The organism is Marinobacter mobilis, assembly GCF_900106945.1.
GTDB lineage: Bacteria > Pseudomonadota > Gammaproteobacteria > Pseudomonadales > Oleiphilaceae > Marinobacter > Marinobacter mobilis.
This window is the reverse complement of sequence record NZ_FNNE01000002.1, coordinates 44,761-60,426: the sequence shown is the minus strand read 5'-3', so window position 1 is coordinate 60,426 and position 15,666 is coordinate 44,761. Positions and strand designations below refer to the sequence as shown.

At 57.9% G+C, this 15,666-nt stretch carries 14 protein-coding genes; 7 read left to right on the top strand and 7 right to left on the bottom strand.

Going from position 1 to position 15,666, the window contains the following annotated elements:
* The first annotated feature begins 310 nt into the window (after positions 1 to 310).
* Together BLV11_RS02790 and BLV11_RS02785 are read left to right on the top strand one after the other, a co-directional pair.
* Positions 311 to 676, top strand: a complete 366-nt coding sequence (locus BLV11_RS02790; protein WP_091811437.1) for a hypothetical protein — start codon at positions 311 to 313, stop codon at positions 674 to 676.
* A 708-nt stretch (positions 677 to 1,384) separates the two neighbouring features.
* On the top strand, positions 1,385 to 2,602 hold the full coding sequence (locus BLV11_RS02785; protein WP_245725893.1) for a fibronectin type III domain-containing protein: 1,218 nt from the start codon (positions 1,385 to 1,387) through the stop codon (positions 2,600 to 2,602).
* Positions 2,603 to 2,700: 98 nt separating this feature from the next.
* Here BLV11_RS02785 and BLV11_RS02780 read toward each other — a convergent pair whose 3' ends face one another.
* Positions 2,701 to 3,456 carry a metal-dependent hydrolase gene (locus tag BLV11_RS02780; protein WP_091811436.1) on the bottom strand — a complete coding sequence of 252 codons (756 nt, stop codon included), beginning with the start codon at positions 3,454 to 3,456 and terminating at the stop codon, positions 2,701 to 2,703.
* Between the two features lie 215 nt (positions 3,457 to 3,671).
* On the opposite strand from BLV11_RS02780, the gene BLV11_RS02775 reads away from it, so the two are divergent.
* Positions 3,672 to 4,778: a PilT/PilU family type 4a pilus ATPase gene (locus tag BLV11_RS02775; protein WP_091811435.1), complete on the top strand. Its 1,107-nt coding sequence runs from the start codon at positions 3,672 to 3,674 to the stop codon at positions 4,776 to 4,778.
* 21 nt (positions 4,779 to 4,799) lie between these two features.
* On the opposite strand, the gene BLV11_RS02770 is transcribed toward BLV11_RS02775, so the two are convergent.
* Positions 4,800 to 5,222, bottom strand: coding sequence for a PilZ domain-containing protein (locus tag BLV11_RS02770; protein ID WP_175528263.1), 423 nt, complete (start codon positions 5,220 to 5,222; stop codon positions 4,800 to 4,802).
* A gap of 97 nt (positions 5,223 to 5,319) precedes the next feature.
* Positions 5,320 to 6,015 carry a monofunctional biosynthetic peptidoglycan transglycosylase gene (mtgA, locus tag BLV11_RS02765; RefSeq protein WP_091811433.1) on the bottom strand — a complete coding sequence of 232 codons (696 nt, stop codon included), beginning with the start codon at positions 6,013 to 6,015 and terminating at the stop codon, positions 5,320 to 5,322.
* Between the two features lie 512 nt (positions 6,016 to 6,527).
* On the opposite strand from mtgA, the gene BLV11_RS02760 reads away from it, so the two are divergent.
* Positions 6,528 to 7,409 (top strand): DMT family transporter, encoded by an 882-nt coding sequence (locus BLV11_RS02760; RefSeq protein WP_175528286.1) that lies wholly within the window; start codon positions 6,528 to 6,530, stop codon positions 7,407 to 7,409.
* Positions 7,410 to 7,491: 82 nt separating this feature from the next.
* On the opposite strand, the gene BLV11_RS02755 is transcribed toward BLV11_RS02760, so the two are convergent.
* From BLV11_RS02755 to BLV11_RS02735, 4 genes are all read right to left on the bottom strand, one after another.
* Positions 7,492 to 8,763 carry an SO2930 family diheme c-type cytochrome gene (locus BLV11_RS02755; protein ID WP_091811432.1) on the bottom strand — a complete coding sequence of 424 codons (1,272 nt, stop codon included), beginning with the start codon at positions 8,761 to 8,763 and terminating at the stop codon, positions 7,492 to 7,494.
* 102 nt (positions 8,764 to 8,865) lie between these two features.
* Positions 8,866 to 10,416, bottom strand: a complete 1,551-nt coding sequence (locus BLV11_RS02750) for a parallel beta-helix domain-containing protein (protein ID WP_245725892.1) — start codon at positions 10,414 to 10,416, stop codon at positions 8,866 to 8,868.
* Positions 10,417 to 10,672: 256 nt separating this feature from the next.
* On the bottom strand, positions 10,673 to 11,716 hold the full coding sequence (locus BLV11_RS02745; RefSeq protein WP_091811817.1) for a helix-turn-helix domain-containing protein: 1,044 nt from the start codon (positions 11,714 to 11,716) through the stop codon (positions 10,673 to 10,675).
* Positions 11,717 to 12,057: 341 nt separating this feature from the next.
* Entirely contained in the window at positions 12,058 to 13,071 is a 1,014-nt protein-coding gene (locus BLV11_RS02735) for an AraC family transcriptional regulator (protein ID WP_091811430.1), read from the bottom strand.
* 142 nt (positions 13,072 to 13,213) lie between these two features.
* Here BLV11_RS02735 and BLV11_RS02730 point away from each other — a divergent pair, with 142 nt between their 5' ends.
* From BLV11_RS02730 to BLV11_RS02720, 3 genes are read left to right on the top strand one after another with little or no spacing between them, the layout of a single operon-like run.
* Positions 13,214 to 13,729, top strand: coding sequence for a 2,4'-dihydroxyacetophenone dioxygenase family protein (locus BLV11_RS02730; protein ID WP_091811429.1), 516 nt, complete (start codon positions 13,214 to 13,216; stop codon positions 13,727 to 13,729).
* A gap of 60 nt (positions 13,730 to 13,789) precedes the next feature.
* Positions 13,790 to 14,809: an NAD-dependent epimerase/dehydratase family protein gene (locus tag BLV11_RS02725; protein WP_091811428.1), complete on the top strand. Its 1,020-nt coding sequence runs from the start codon at positions 13,790 to 13,792 to the stop codon at positions 14,807 to 14,809.
* Between the two features lie 9 nt (positions 14,810 to 14,818).
* The gene (locus BLV11_RS02720; protein WP_139173196.1) at positions 14,819 to 15,625 is read left to right on the top strand and encodes an SDR family NAD(P)-dependent oxidoreductase; all 807 of its coding nucleotides are present in this window, start codon (positions 14,819 to 14,821) and stop codon (positions 15,623 to 15,625) included.
* Positions 15,626 to 15,666: the final 41 nt, after the last annotated feature.

The following is a 15,666-nucleotide window of genomic DNA, read 5'->3' as shown; positions in this document are numbered from 1 at the left end:
ATACGGATCCTCTCCAATGTCAGGCCCCATCGTCACCTAACCCATCTCCGGTTACCCGTTTTTACCCGCCGTTACAGCAGAAACAAGAACCCTTCATTAGTACACCAATTACCTCCCTTTATCTGCCGAAGCAGTATTGACCGACGGCAACAACAGCGGGGACGATGGGCACAGGGTTCGGGCAGATCCACTGCTGCGGCCCACAGGCCTTTAAAACACCATACTGACCAGCTCTCCGTGCCGCTAATCAAAGCGCCGGAGGTATTCAGATGAACAAGACCAATAATCGACATTTGGAGCTCAGCTAACCATGGCAACTATCAAGGATTCACTGGAAGAAGCCCTCTCAATCGACGGCTCAGTCGGTGCGGCTCTCGTAGATTTTGAAAGTGGCATGTGCCTCGGAAACGCAGGCCAGCCTGGCTTTGACCTTGAGCTCGCAGCTGCAGGCAACACCGAAGTGGTGCGCGCCAAGAAGAATATTCGCGACCGACTGGGTCTGACTGACCGTATTGAAGACATCCTGATCACACTGGACAGTCAGTATCACCTGATCCGCATGGTCGGCACGACCATGTTCTTCTACCTGGTGCTTCAGCGTGATAAGTCCAACCTGGCGCTTGCCCGCAAACAACTCAGCACCATCGAAAAGGCTCTGGAGATCGAACGTACCTAACCTCCGACAAGACAGGAAGCCTGCTCCAGCGGTTAGCGGGAGTCAGGACACGTCATAAACAGAAAGGCCGGCCATTACCGGCCTTTCTGTTTAGGTGTTGGTGATAAAGGCCCGCCCGGTCGTTGGTGTCCGGCATGTACAGGTTAGGCTTTCCGCTCAGCATCCTTCAGAAAGCCTCACGGCGCCCCCTTCCGCGTACAGACTCGTCCCGAACGTGAGGCTGATCACACGCCTTCCCCCAACTACCGCGACTCCCAGCGGCCTTAAGGCCCAACCAGACAGCATGGGCACTGTTTAAATTTGTAATCACCAGCCACGCCCTGCTCCCCGGACCGTCCCGGACGCACCTGGCGTCAGACGAACACAGTCCTTTAAAAACACGGAGTTAGCCGACCTTTTAACCCATCTGGCTGCGTAACCGTTAGTCTCAGCATGTATCCCTCCGTGAGCGCCAAATTCCTGACGGATCTGAACCAGAAAACAGGAACCAGTCCACACATAACGGCATCGCCAGATCCTATGATTCCCTTGAAGTCATCAATTATTTGGCGAGAAATTATGCTGTATAGCGGCGACAAATTGGCGAAACACGGTCTCTGGCTCATCCCGGCAGTCGCACTGCTTTCAGGCTGCGGCCAGGATTCCGGCACCAACACCACACAATCTCAGAGCACGGCTGAACCAAGCGTTGCGATTGCAGGCTCCGCCATGAAAGGCGTGATTCAGCAAGGTGTGGTGACCGCCAGCCGTCTGGTGGCAGACAGCGCCGGCTACTACACACAACAGAAACAGACCACCAAACCCACCCTGACCGCCGATGACGGCAGCTATGAGCTGCAACTGCGGGGCAAGTCCGATGGCTGGGCCCTGGTGCAACTTCACGCCGATGGCAATACCCGCATGATCTGCGACGTAGTGCCTCAGTGCGACCAGGCAGGCGCGGCCCCAGTACCGTTTGGCCAGCCTCTGCCTCTGGACAGCAACTTTACTCTCAGCGGTGCCGGTGACCTGACCACAGAAGCCGTCTATCTGACCCCGCTGACTCACCTGGCGGTAACCCTGGCCGCGCGCGATGCCAGCGGCCTGTCGCCGGAAGCCTTGTCCAGTGCCTACACCACCGTTGAAAACTGGTTCGGCCTGAGCGCCGGCGCCCTGCGGCTTGCTCCTCCGGATCTGACCCGACTTGACGAGATGAGCAGCGTGTCAGCTGATGCCGTACAAGTAGCGATCACCAACGCCGCCTTCCTGGCGCTGGTTAACGACAACCCCCAGTGGGACTCCATTTCCGATGTCCTCAACAACATGACCGCGCAGGCCAGTGAAACCGGCCAGCTCAGTCTGATGGGCGATGGCTTCAACGTGGCCCTGGCGGACCTGGTCAGTGCGGCTGCGGTGCAGGCATCAGAGCTTCAGACCACCGTCGAATCCAGCGTTATCAGCCAGAAACTGGTGGTGGTTGAGTACCGCTACGTTCAGCGTTTCAAGACCATTGCCGATGTCTATGGCGACACCGAAACCGTCGTTGCCGATAACGGCGATGCCACCAACGACACCGCCACGGGTACTCCAGAGACCGGCGCTACTGGCGGCGACAATACCGGCGATACCGTGGCGGATAACGGGACGGGAACCGAGACCGGCACAGCAACCGAGACCCAGCCAGCGAACTCTGCCCTGCTGAGCTGGACCGCGCCACTGACCCGGGTGAACGGAGAAAGCCTGGCCATGGGAGAGATCGCAGGTTTTGAGGTGGTCTACGGCACCAGCGCCGACAGCCTGGACACCAGCCTCGCCATCGGCGATGCCTCGGTGGACGAGCTGCTGGTGGATGAACTGACGGCGGGCACCTGGTACTTTGCCATCCGCACCCTGGATACCGATGGCAACCGCAGTGCACTGTCCGAGGTCGTTTACAAGCAGATCTGACTTGAGGAAAGAGTGGCGGCAGCCTCTACTCACCGCCGCCACACCGTTTTCCACGGGTTAGGGCTTCGTCAGTTCGGTCTGGCACTGGCTGCGGGAAATCACTTCAGTACGGCCTCAGCCAGCTCTGGGTAGTCCCGCATCCATTGCCGGATCAGGTGCGATTCATCCGAGTTATTCGGGTGGAAGTCCTTACTGAAGAATTTCAGGTAAGGCGCCAGAACGTGACGAATCACGCCACTTTTACCGAAGTTAAATTTGAACGTTCCGCGGATATCACGAAATGAAGGCAGCTTCCTCTCCCACCACAGAAGGCGGCACTGCAGTCTTAGCAAGCCGAAACAAAAACTCAGGAAAGTGAACACCATGACCCGCCGAAGCAACTCACGATCTCCCACGCACTGAATATAGACATCGAACGCCACCGACTTGTGCTCCAACTCCTCGACCGCATGCCAGAGTATCAAGTCGCAGAATACGTCTGGTGCAAGCGTCGCAACCTGCCCGTTCGCGAGTAACCACTCCCCCATGATCGCGGTGATGTGCTCAAGGCAAACAGTGGAAGCGAGCAATTCCGCATCCGACAGTTGTGCGGTTTTGAGCATAGTGCTGATGCTGTCCACAATCTCCCGCCCACGGATGCCCTCAATGGGTTGAATGTTGATTGGGGCGGAAAGCAGATCGCACACCTTGTCAGCGGCACTCAGGTTGACCTCAGGCCGTTCGCCCTGGTCACGGGTATCGGCATCTGTGTCAGACTCAGCGACGTCTTTCTCCCCCGTGCAACCACTCATTAAACCGATCAGGAAAACGACGCAGACGACGTTGAGAGAGAAACTCAGTTTTAATGGGGTCATGCACAGTCCTCCCGAGTTTGCTTAGCAAAACTCACAAAATTTAAAGAGGCACCATGCATCAAAACCAAACTTTTGAGCTTGACCGATTACGACAGATCATGTTTTGAAAAAGAGAGAACAGAGGCCCGGCAATTATTTAACAATCGTTCTGACCCCTTTCGTTTTGTTGTGGCTACAATAATCACAGTTGCAAATCACCAACCCCGAGGACCGTCGTGGACTTAGCAGCCTTCCTGACTGAAATGATCGAAAAAGGGGCTTCAGACCTGTTTCTGACCACCGGCTCGCCTGTTGTCATGAAGGTCGAGGGGCACAGCCACCCCATCACCCAGACACCCCTGCCGCCCGGCGCCGTCAAAGAACTGGCCTATTCGATCATGCACGATCAGCAAAAGGCGGAATTCGAGCGGGAGAAAGAACTGGACATGTCCCTGAGTCTCAGAGACAGGGGGCGCTTTCGGGTCAACGTGTTCCTCCAGCGCGGGGAAGTCGCGGTGGTTATCCGTCACCTTCGGATGGACATCCCCGACATTGAAAGCCTCGGCCTGCCACCGATCCTGAAGACCCTGATCAACCAGCCCAGAGGGCTGATTCTGGTGGTTGGCGCCACAGGCTCAGGCAAGTCGACCACCCTGGCATCGATGATCGAACACCGGAACGAGACCCGTACCGGCCACATCCTCACCATCGAAGACCCCATCGAGTACACGCATCGCCACAGGCGCAGCATCGTCAACCAGCGCGAAGTAGGAGCCGATACCAACTCCTACGCAACGGCCCTGCGCCGGGCCATGCGTGAAGCACCGGACGTGATCATGATTGGCGAGATCCGCGATCGCGAAACCATGAAGCACGCGCTCACCTATGCCGAAACAGGCCACCTGTGCATCTCCACCCTGCACGCTGGCAATGTTGATCAGACCCTAAGGCGCATCGTTAATTTCTTCCCGGAAAATGCCCACACCGAACTGTTCATGGATTTGAGCATGCACCTGAAAGCGATTGTCGGCCAACGGCTCCTGCCGGGGCTGGATCAGAAACGGATCGCCGCCGTTGAAGTCATGCTGGCAAGCCCGCTTATCCGGGACATGATCAACAAGGGAGAGCTGGGAAACATTCGGGAAATCATGGAAAAAAGCCCGGAACAGGGCATGCAGTCGTTCGACCAGGCCATCCTTGAGCTTTATCACCAGGGCAAGATCACCCGGGAGACGGCTCTGGCCCATGCAGATTCCAGCAATAATCTGGCCGTGAGAATGCGCCTTGAGAGCGGTATCGAAGGCGCCAATTTCAGTCTTAGCGATGTGGATGATGAGGCCTGAGCGGCGGCCCGCTAAAACTCGTCAGTGGGGGCCAGAAAAGATATCCGCAAACTGGCTGCCGAAGCGTTCAATCCACTCTCTCGCCGCCGTTTCGCTGTCCAGCTCCCGTCCACGACTGCGGAGCTCCCGGCGATAGTGTTCAATCTGGCACACCTGCTCCACCATTTTGCTTTTAAAGGTCTCCGCTTCGTCGGTGAACTGGATCCCAACCCGGTATCCATTGGAAGCTCGGGAGCACCTCACCACAAGCCCCGACACCCGGTATTCCTGTTGCAGCGATGGAATGCCCAGCGTGACACAGGTCCCCGGACAGAGCTCGTTCTGGAGACTGCAAGCCAACCCTCCCTGACTTATGTCGCACAGGCTGGCCTCGTCACCATTGGCACTGTCGATTGAAAATACCAGGATTGGAAACTCTGTGGGGTGACGTATAAAACGTCGCATAGTCCGTCCTCCCTGCCCCAAACCAGCAGACTTTATACACCATGGCATAGGTCTCGGCATTCAGCAAAATCAGAACGCCGGCACGCCCTTTGCCGGGCTAGAGTCCCTGCAGGTAGCGCAGGCCAGACAACTGGGCCATCTGGCCTCGAATCCAGGCCACCCGTTCCTGGACATAGGGCGACGGTGACGATGCACTCAATACCCGGGGATTTGGCAACACCGCCGCCAGGCGAGCGGCCTGGGACTGGGAAAGGGACCGGGCCGGTCGGCCGAAGTAGGCCTGGCTGGCCGCCTCAACCCCATAGATGCCCGGTCCGAACTCGGCGATGTTCAGATACACCTCGAGCACACGTTCCTTCGACCAGAGGCCATTCAGCCCCAGAGCCAGAACCGCTTCGAGCCCCTTACGAACAAAACTGCGACCGTTCCAGAGAAAGAGGTTCTTGGCGGTTTGCTGAGTAATGGTGCTGGCCCCCCGAAGCCCCTCACCGGCCCGGTACTCCGCCAGAGCCTGGCGTATCGCCACAAAGTCCACGCCCCAGTGCTGCGGGAAACGCTGATCTTCACTGGCGACCACCGCCAGCGGCATCCAGGGCGAGATGTCGGACATCGGCACCCACTCATGCCTCAGCTCCTGCCCGGGGTGAGCCATTCGGTAGCCCAGCATAAACGCCGACGCAGGGGGATTCACAAAGCGGAACAGCAGCATCGCCAGCAACACCAGCACGATTCCCACCAGGGGAACCAGCGCCAGCAGACGCAGCGACTTTCGGATAACCGACGTTTTGGCCATTGATCCAGACCCGCCCTGTCCATCGAGGGTATACAGAATAAAGGGATACTTGATTGCAGGAAGAATGTTAACTGAAGCGACACAATAGCGCGGTTACGAAATGGAGAGGTGGGGACAGTGACACAACTCACCTGCCCCCGGGAATCTCACTTGTCGGTTTTTTCAGCCGGCTTCGGCTCCTTCTTCTGATCTCCCAGGATCTTTGTCGCGGGGCAGATACGGAACATCGGACATTTGGTGCAGCTGACAGCGGCAGCAATCGGGCAAAGGGTCATGGGGTCTCTCCTCAGATAACTTTTTTGATTTTAATGGCGAACACTGCTCGACGCATGGTAGCGAGAAAGGGCTACCCGCGGATACGAGTATCGCCTTGCGCCCGGATTTTGGCCCGTCCGGAGCCACTCCCACGCGCCTGTTAGCGGCGTGCAGGTGTAAGACCAAGGGGGACTGTCTTCAGACCGTGAGTTGGTCTAGTGTTGGACACTTTCACCATCAGCCTGGGCATCCAAACCATGGTTTACCGTTACCTGATCCCCACCCTGTTTGTCTGGCTATGGAGTACCGGCTTTATCGGTGCAAAGTATGGCCTCCCCTACGCCGAACCTTTTACCCTGCTGTTGATCCGTATGTTGCTGACACTGTCGGTTCTGGCCGGACTGGCGTGGTGGCTGAACGTGCGCTGGCCAGACTGGCGCGGTGCCGGACACCTCGCGGTCACCGGGCTGCTGGTGCATGGCTGCTATCTGGGTGGGGTGTACTACGCCATCCTCGGTGGCATGCCGTCTGGCGTGGTCTCACTGATCGTCGGTCTGCAACCGGTGGTCACCGGGGTAGCCGCGGTGGCGATCCTGCGGGAAGGCATTGGCGTTCGGCAATGGGCGGGGCTGCTGCTGGGTCTGGTTGGTGTCAGCCTGGTGGTGGTTGAAAAAATGGTGCTGTCCACCGATACCCTCGGCGGCTTCCCGCTCTGGACCCTGGCCTGGGCCGCGTTGGCACTGTTCGGCATTTCCTTGGGGACAGTGTATCAGAAGCGTCATGGTACCCATGTCGAACTGGTGCCGGGCACCATCATCCAGTATGCCGCCGCCTCAATGTTCTTTGCACTGGGCGCTTTCGCCTGGGAAACCCGGGCCGTCGAATGGCACCTGCAACTTCAGCTATCCATGGCCTGGCTGGTGCTCGGTGTCTCAATCGGGGCCATCCTGCTGCTGATGTGGCTGATACGTCGTGGTGCCGCCAATCGGGTGGCGAGCCTGTTCTACCTGGTGCCTCCGGTCACCGCCCTCGAGGCGTTCTGGGCGTTTGATGAACGCCTGGGTGTGCTGGCAATGGCCGGCGGTGTGGTCTCCATCATTGGCGTGGCGCTGGTGGTGGCGCCCCCGAAAGATGTCTGACTGGCGAAAAAAGAAAAGGGGTCAGATCGATTATGAGCCAACCGATCCGCCCCTATTCGTCACAACCGTGCAAGCCGGCTGATCAGGTGCCTGGCGAACAACTGGCACGGGGCAGCTGGTCTATCCAGCTACGGATAAGCTGAGCGCCCTCCTGATGCACCACGTTACGGGCCAGTTCCGGCATGCGGTGGCGGTTGTCGTTTGTGGTGATCCGGAAGTAAAGGTACGAATCATCCGGGGCGCCGGGCACAACGTCTCGCGGATAGTCCGGGTGCCCACCCGCAACCGGTGTCTTGCAGGTACCAAACTTGCCGGGATTTTCTTCGTAGGCACGGTTGTACTCAACCTGCAGTCCACTCCCCCCTGCCGCTCCGGCGTACTTGTCCGGAAGTGTCAGTTCCGAACGATGGCAGTGGGCACAGTTGATGTCGAGGTAAGCCTTGGCCGTATCATGCAGTCCCGCCCCGCTGAGGGCGCTAATGTTGGTGGTATCGGTAAAGCGGGGAGCCCGCTCTACCGTCTGCATATCCACAGGCAGTCCCTCCAGCAGGCCGTTTTCAGTCCAGAACTGAAGCTGGTTGTAGACGGTGCCGTCCTCATAGGTGTAATCCCAGTTCAGATAGCGAGCTTTAGGGCCAATGGGCAGGAAAATCTGCTCCCGCTTGTCGTCAGGCCCGTCAAGCAACGGCACAACCGCGTGGCAGGATGTACAGTCTGATGCGGCCGGCACGGAGTAGCTAAAGGTCACATCCACACCGTTGTGGCTTGTGGTCACGTCCGTCAGGGTCTTACCGGAAATGGCCAGCGTTGCGTCTGACTCGGAAGACCAGTAGTAAGGAATCGCGATCCAGCCATCATTGCGGTGAATCAACAGACGGGTTTCAATCACCAATTCTGCGCCGTCCCGGAACGCTGTATTTTCCGGCAGGGCGAAGGTCTTGGCGATCACGGTACCCACCGGGAATTTCAGGACCTCAGACTGATCGTAGGTCGCCTTGGCGCCCTCCGGGATAAATACAAAGCGGTACTTACTGGTGTAATCCGAAAACAGTGGGGTCGACAAATCATAGGAAAGCCCGCCTTTCATCGGCCCGGAGGTCGGGTCTGTCGCATCGGCGAACAGGTTGTAATCGGACAGGTTCGGGCAGATTTCAGTCATCAGGGCGTCCCAGTTGACGCCACTGGTGGCCACGCTGCAATCCCCCTGCCCCCCTGAAGGCGCGCCGGCACCCGCGTTCAGTGCAGACGAGGAGGCCGTGCCATCACTACTGTCATTGCCACCACCACCGCCCCCACAGGCGGACAGAATCAGGGCCGACGCCAGAACCGGGAATAGCTTCTTATTGTATTTCATGGGTAACACTCTCAATTGTACCGTGGGGAGTGTGGAGCCCCTTGACCCCACACTCCGTCGCAACCTCTGTTACTCGGGTTCATCCGATGGCAGGCATCGCCATCAGAGTGAACAGGCAGCCTCGGCCAGATCGTCTCCGGCACAGCCGTAAACCTTGTTGCCGATGTTTACGGAAGCAGGCGCCAGACGGTTCTGGGTGCAGTTCAGGTAGGTGTTGTTCACCATCGGGTCAATCAACAGGTTGGGAACCGGATTACCAGCGCCGTCGACGGTCAGGTCCGCAGGGTTGGTGCTGAAGACCAACCCGGTATTCACCTCGTTATAATCCGGAGCAGGGTTGGCGTTGATGTTGCTGTTCGCACAGATCAGGTCTGCCGCAGCATAGGCGTCATAGTCCACCCCATCCGCCTGGGCCTCGGGGCCAACGAGGGCATCAAACCCAGCCAGCTGACCCGCGTTTGAGAGCAGTTCACCAATACCGCCATACATAATCGCGGGAAAGGTCTGCGGCATGCCTGTGGCGTTCGCACTGGTGGTATACCCGGTAATAATGTCCGCCAGCAGCACACCCTGCGGATTCGTGCTGTTACGGGCGATGGTGTTGTTGTGCATGTAGACGTTCTTGACCAGAGGGCTCCAGCCATTGGTCATGGTTGCACCATAGTTCGCCGGGTAATTCGCTACGTCACTGTCCGCGAGGAAGTAGCTGGCGATTTCGATGGCGGCCGTATCGTTATCCGTGATCCGGTTGTTGTAGATTTCCACGTCACTGGTTGCGAACACCAGCACACCGGTACCGGGCGGGACGATACCCACGGCACCGCTGCCGACATTGGCCGCGTTATTGGCATAGACCTCATTGTTGAAGATACGCACATTGCCACCGTACGCCTGCTCCAGCCCCGGCAGGTCGAAGGCCAGAATCCCGCCGGAATTGCCCACCGCCAGGTTGTTGTAGACATCGGCCATGGTGGAGTTTTCGATCTCGATGCCGGCTACGTTGTTCTTGGCCGTGTTGTTGCGAACGACGATGTTGTTCGACTGTCCCACATAGATGCCCGCGTCGGCAGAGCCATAGGCGTAGTTGTGCTCCATCAGCACATTCTGGCTCTGCAAAGGATACAGACCATAGGCACCGTTGTTGGCCTCCAACGCCCCCTCCCAGACCGTGGCGGTATAGGCCATGCGGATGCCGTTCACGTTGGTGGCCTTGATGCCATTCTTGGGAGCCTCGTAGACCCCCAGATCACGGATGGTGATGTCGACACCGCCTTGGAAGCGGATGGCGTCATCGCCGGTGGACTGGCTGAAATCCAGGATAGTTTCATGGATACCGTAACCGGTGACCGTCAGCCCGCTGGCGCTGTTAACCGTGATCGTCTGTGAAACCGTGAAACGCCCCTTGGGAAGGACCACCAGAGCATCATCGGGCAGTGCAAACAAGGCTGCCGCCAGAGCGTCGGTGATGTCGTCGCCATCCACCGCATCGGGGGCAACAAAAATGGCGTCTTCGGGAATCCCGAAGCCCGATGTTGTCACATCCAGCTGTTGCGATCCGGCACTGACGGATGCACCGTCTACGCCGTCCTGCCCGTCTTTCCCATCGTCGCCGCCACACCCCGTGAGTGCCAGGCCGCTCGAGATAGCGGTCACTGCGAAAAGTGTTCTTAATTTTGTTGAATGGCCCATCGTATCCTCTGCCCAATTCTGATTATTGTTATCCATGCGCCCAACAGGACGTCATGTCACGTTCGACAGTAGGCAGGTTGAAGTGAGGATGCGAGAACAACCGCTGTGCAGAATCACAGAAGCCCTGTGCAATTCCTGGAATACCCTGGGGCACAAGGGCTGAGAAAGGCCCAAAGCAACACTGGGCAAATCCTCGAATGATCAGGTTTGCAGGATTTGCTCAGCCATTCTGGCGCTGACGAAACTCCGTCGGGGTGGTGTTCATGATGTCACGGAACGCCCGATTGAAGGAACTGAGGGTGCGATAGCCCACATCGAGGGAAATATTCAGAACCGGGACTTCCAGCTCGTTCAACAAGCGTTCGGCTGCGTCAGCCACCCTCAGCTGGTTGATGTAGTCGTTGAAGTTCCGGTAGCCCAGGGTCTGGTTGATGACCTTACGCAGGCGGTACTCGGGGATGGCGGTCGCATCGGAGAGTTTTTTCAGTGTCAGTTTCTCAGTGCGATAAAACCCCGCGGCCATGGCGTCCGCCAACCGGCGTTCATCGTCATCCCTTGCGCCCAGCTCGCTCCCGTCGCTGAGGCCCTTAGCGTCGGCCGGCTCCGGTTCATCATTCTCGGACCGGCGCTCTGCCGGTGACTCACTCACCGCCAGCTCCATAATGCCTTCCCGCGAGCGGACCAGGCAGAACAGGGTGACGAACGCGGCAACACTGGTGACCACACCCCGAACTGATTCATGGTACAGCCCAAGATTCAGGCTCACCGTGGCCACGCCCACCGCACCGCCAATCACCAGCAAAAACCCGAGCCGGGCCTTGCGCCGGGTTTCCACCAGATCGTCGCGCCAGTGGCGAACCACGTAGGACAGACCGTGCAGAACCACAACATACTCAAAGTAACGCCCCAACTCCCAACCGAAAAAGAGACCAATCTCTGATAACTGGCCGGACGCCGTCAGCGGTCTGGCCAGTGCGGGCGCGACAAAACTGTACAGGGCCATCGCCCCCCAGATGCTTTTCCAGTTGGGACGGGGAGCAAAGATCAGCTGGCACATCAGCCAGAACAGCCCCGGCAGTGCCGTTTGAATATCGGAGGTCAGCCAGCGCCACTCCGGCGCCACCATCGGGTTGACCAGATACGCTGCAGAGGCCACCAGTACCAGCAGGAACACTCGTCCCACCAGCAGGTGCCTAAAGTCCCGTAAGGAAATGACAAATAGCTGCAACAGACACGCAAGCCCAAAGCCGGTCAGGATTAACACTGCTTTCACCTTTTGTTGTTCTTGTCAGCATCGCCAGGTGGTTCGCAAGACGAACAAATGACGACCCGTTCACGAAAAATAAATGCCACAGCCATCAAGACAAAACCGCGAACCGGATCACTCTTTACCTTGCGGGATATGAATCGACCAAAAGCAACACGAGGGTCCGGTGACGATCGGTAGCGTTCATCAATATGTTCACAGATCACGGTCGAATCCGACAGCGCGACTTCATCGTTTTGGTAGGGAAGGTGTCTGAGTCGCAGGTAAACAAGCACCTTGCGCACCTGGGGCGACAGTTCAGAACCGATGATTGCAATGGGAATGTCCGTGCAAAAGCCCTAAACCTTGGACGCGGAAGACCTAACGTCCGCCCAACGAGAGGGAGGGACGCCAAACCAGCGTGTGAAGGCCCGGGAAAAAGCGCTGAGATCACTGTAGCCGAGCAGGTCTGAAAGCTGTGTCACCTGCAGGTGGGAATCACGCAGGTACCGTTGCGCCATTTTTTGCCGGGTTTCGTTGAGCACAGTCTGAAACGTGGTACCGGAATCATTCAGGCGACGCTGGAGGGTACGACGGCTCATCGCCATGCACTCGGCCACCTGATCCACGGTGACCCGGCCCTGGGGCAGCAAATCCCGGAGCAGATTGCTGACGTAGCCGGGAAGCTCCAGGTCGGTCAGCCGCTGCATGTTATCCAGGTGTTGCCGTATCAGCTGATGCAGCACCGGGTCCGCCTGGCTTAGCGGGAAATCCAGCTCTTCCGGCTTCAGCAGCAACGCGGTGGTATCGCTGTCAAATTGTGGGGAAACACCCAGTAAATTCCGGTACGCCTGTAGCGGAGCCTGGGGGGCATGTTCGAGCAGCATGGGATGAGGCGTCCAGTTATCCCCCATCAGGGTCTGCAGCAGCTTGCTACCCACCCCAAGAGCCAGTTCTGCGCCCTGGCTGAGACCTGGCTGGGTCGGATCAAGCACCCGATAGACAAGCTGCATCCGGTCACCGTAACGACTGATTTCGACACGGGCTGCGCCCATATGAAGATGGAAGTACTGTTCCAGCTCCCGAAGGGCGTCGCCAACGGTACGGGCATTATTCAGCAGGTAGAGAATGGGGCCGAAGATGGATACCCCCTGGCGCAATCCAAGTGTCAGGCCAAACAGAGGATCTCCGCTGCGGCTGGCACCCAGCTGCAAGACCTCGAGAAAAGCCCTATAGGAAACAAAACCTTGAAGGTTATCCAGGATATTTTCAGGCAACCCTACGTCACGGAGAAGCTCGGTGTATGACAGCCCGTATTCAGCCGTCAGAGTGTCAAACCCGTTCAGGGCGGATGCCCTCGCGAAATCCTGCATAACTGATAGTCCGAAACCTGCTTATTCTTGTTGTCGTGGCACCAATTACTAAATCATTGGCACACTTTATCAACTATACAAAAGCTTTTCTGCGCACTATGACTATCCCGAGACCAACAATATTTATTCTGGGAGAGTTAATATGCTACCGATTACCCTGAACGACCACAAAAGTTTGCTGACCCTGAACAATAACGAGATGCCCATCTACAAGGACATCATGGTTCCAGGCCTCGATGTTCAGCCGCAATACATTGATATCAACCGGGGCATCTGGGTATTGCGCGTCATATTCCACCCAGGCGTCAAGCTGCCGATGCACTATCACACCGGCACTGTTCATCTCTGGACCCTGTCCGGTAAATGGAACTATGTCGAGTACCCGGACCAGCCGCAAACTGCAGGTTGCTACCTGTTCGAGCCAGGCGGAAGCATTCATACCTTCAACGTTCCCGCAGACAACACCGAACCCACCGAAACCCTGATGCTGGTGGAAGGCGCGAACGTCAACTTTGAACAGAATGGCGAGTATCACAGCATTCTGGACGCAAACTCCATCACGTTGCTGATCGAGCAGTACATCCAGGAGAATGGTCTTGAGCCCGCAGGCTACATCAAGCCGTCCATGCCGGACTATGCCATGAACATCAAAGGCTGAATCCAACTGGAGCCCCTCACACGCAGGGGCTCCCTGCATACCTGATACAGAGTACCCCCCATGACAACAACAATCCCCGTCGGAAAAGATGGCCAGCAGCCGTCGACTCCAAAATCCGTATTTATCACAGGCGCTGGCGGCTTTATCGGCCGGGCACTCATGAAACGGTACGAGGCGCTGGGCTGCGAGGTTCGCGGTATGGACCTGCACGCGGTCCCCGAAGCCTCGATCGTCGCTGGCGACATTACCGATCCGTCCACCTGGGCAGAGCACGCCCGGGGCTGTGACCTGTTTATCCATACCGCAGCGGTCGTGTCCCTGGCGGCAGACTGGCCGATGTACCGCAAAATCACCGTGGATGGCACCCGCCATGCACTCGACGTGGCGATTGCGGGTGGCGCACAGCGATTTGTGCACTTTTCCTCCATTGCGGCCATGGGGTACGACTACCCGGACGGCGCCGACGAGACCAGCCCGGTCGCCATCGGCTCAGACTACCTCTACGGCGTTGCCAAAGGCGCCAGTGAACACGTCGCCCTGGCCGCCCACGCAGCCGGCGAAATTGACGTGACCATCATCCGTCCCGGGGACGTCTACGGCCCGGGCTCACGCGCCTGGCTGATCGAGCCGTTGAAGATGGCACACAGCGGCCAGCTGATTCTGCCCAATAACGGCCAGGGAGTATTCACCCCTGTGTTCATCGAGGACCTGCTTGATGGCGTCATGCTGGCGGCCGGGCTGGATGAAGGCCGTGGCCAGATCTTCATCCTGTGGGGCGGCGAAGCCGTTTCCTGCCAGGAATTCTTTACCTACCACTGGCACTGGGCGGGCCGCAGCGGTCACCCCCGCAGCCTGCCGTTAAAAGCGGCACTCGCACTGACCACCGGTGTCCTGAAACTGAACCGGCTGCTCGGGCGCCAGGACGAGGTGACGCCCGATACCATGCTGATGTTTTCGCGCAAGGGCGCTTTTTCAACCGATAAACCCGCCCGTTTGCTGGGTTATCAGCCGAAAGTGACACTGGAAGAAGGCATGAAACGATCACAGGAATGGCTCAAGGCCATTGGCGAACTGAACTAGGAGACGGCCGTGAAACACGTCATGATTACCGGCGGTGGCAGTGGACTGGGGCTCGGCATGGCGCAGCGCTACCTGAAGCGCGGTGTGACCGTCAGTGTCCTGGACCTGTTGGTGAATGAAGAGAATCAGGCGAAGCTGTCAAAGGCTGCCGCGGAAGGGAAAGCCCAGTGGGCTTTCTTTGAAATGAACATTACCGATGATGCCGCGGTTGCCCAGGCCGTGGCCGAGGCCATCAGCCAGTTCGGAAGTCCTGATCTGGCCGTGAACTCCGCCGGCGTGGTCATCAACAAGACCGTCGCGGATATGACACCGGCCGACTTCCGCAGGGTCATCGACATTAACCTGAACGGCAGCCTGCATTTTGCCTCTGCCGTACTGCCGCAGATGAAAAAAGGCGCACGCCTGGCACTGGTTGCCTCGCTGGCGGGAATTACCAGCAACTACGGTTACAGTGCCTACGCTGCCTCAAAATTCGGGGTGGTCGGGTTGGCAACCGCACTGCGTTACGAATACGAGCCGCTGGGCATTCACCTTTCCTGTATCTGTCCGCCCGAGGTGCATACCCCGATGGTGGATAAAGAACGACTGGAAGGCAATCCGATTTCGCTGGAACTGAAAAAAACGGCCGGCTGCATGGATTCGGAGGATGCCTGCGACCAGATCGTGGCCGGGCTGGATGGTCGCCAGTGGATGATCATCCCCAGTTTCACGGGCAAACTCACCGGATTCGTGGCGCGGCATATGCCGGGAGCCTTCAACGCCTACATCCAGATGACCGTGAAAAAACTGCTGAAGCAGTATCCGATCGAGGCGTAGAGGGCCGCACCCGAAACGCTGTTTGCGCCACGCCGGCTCTC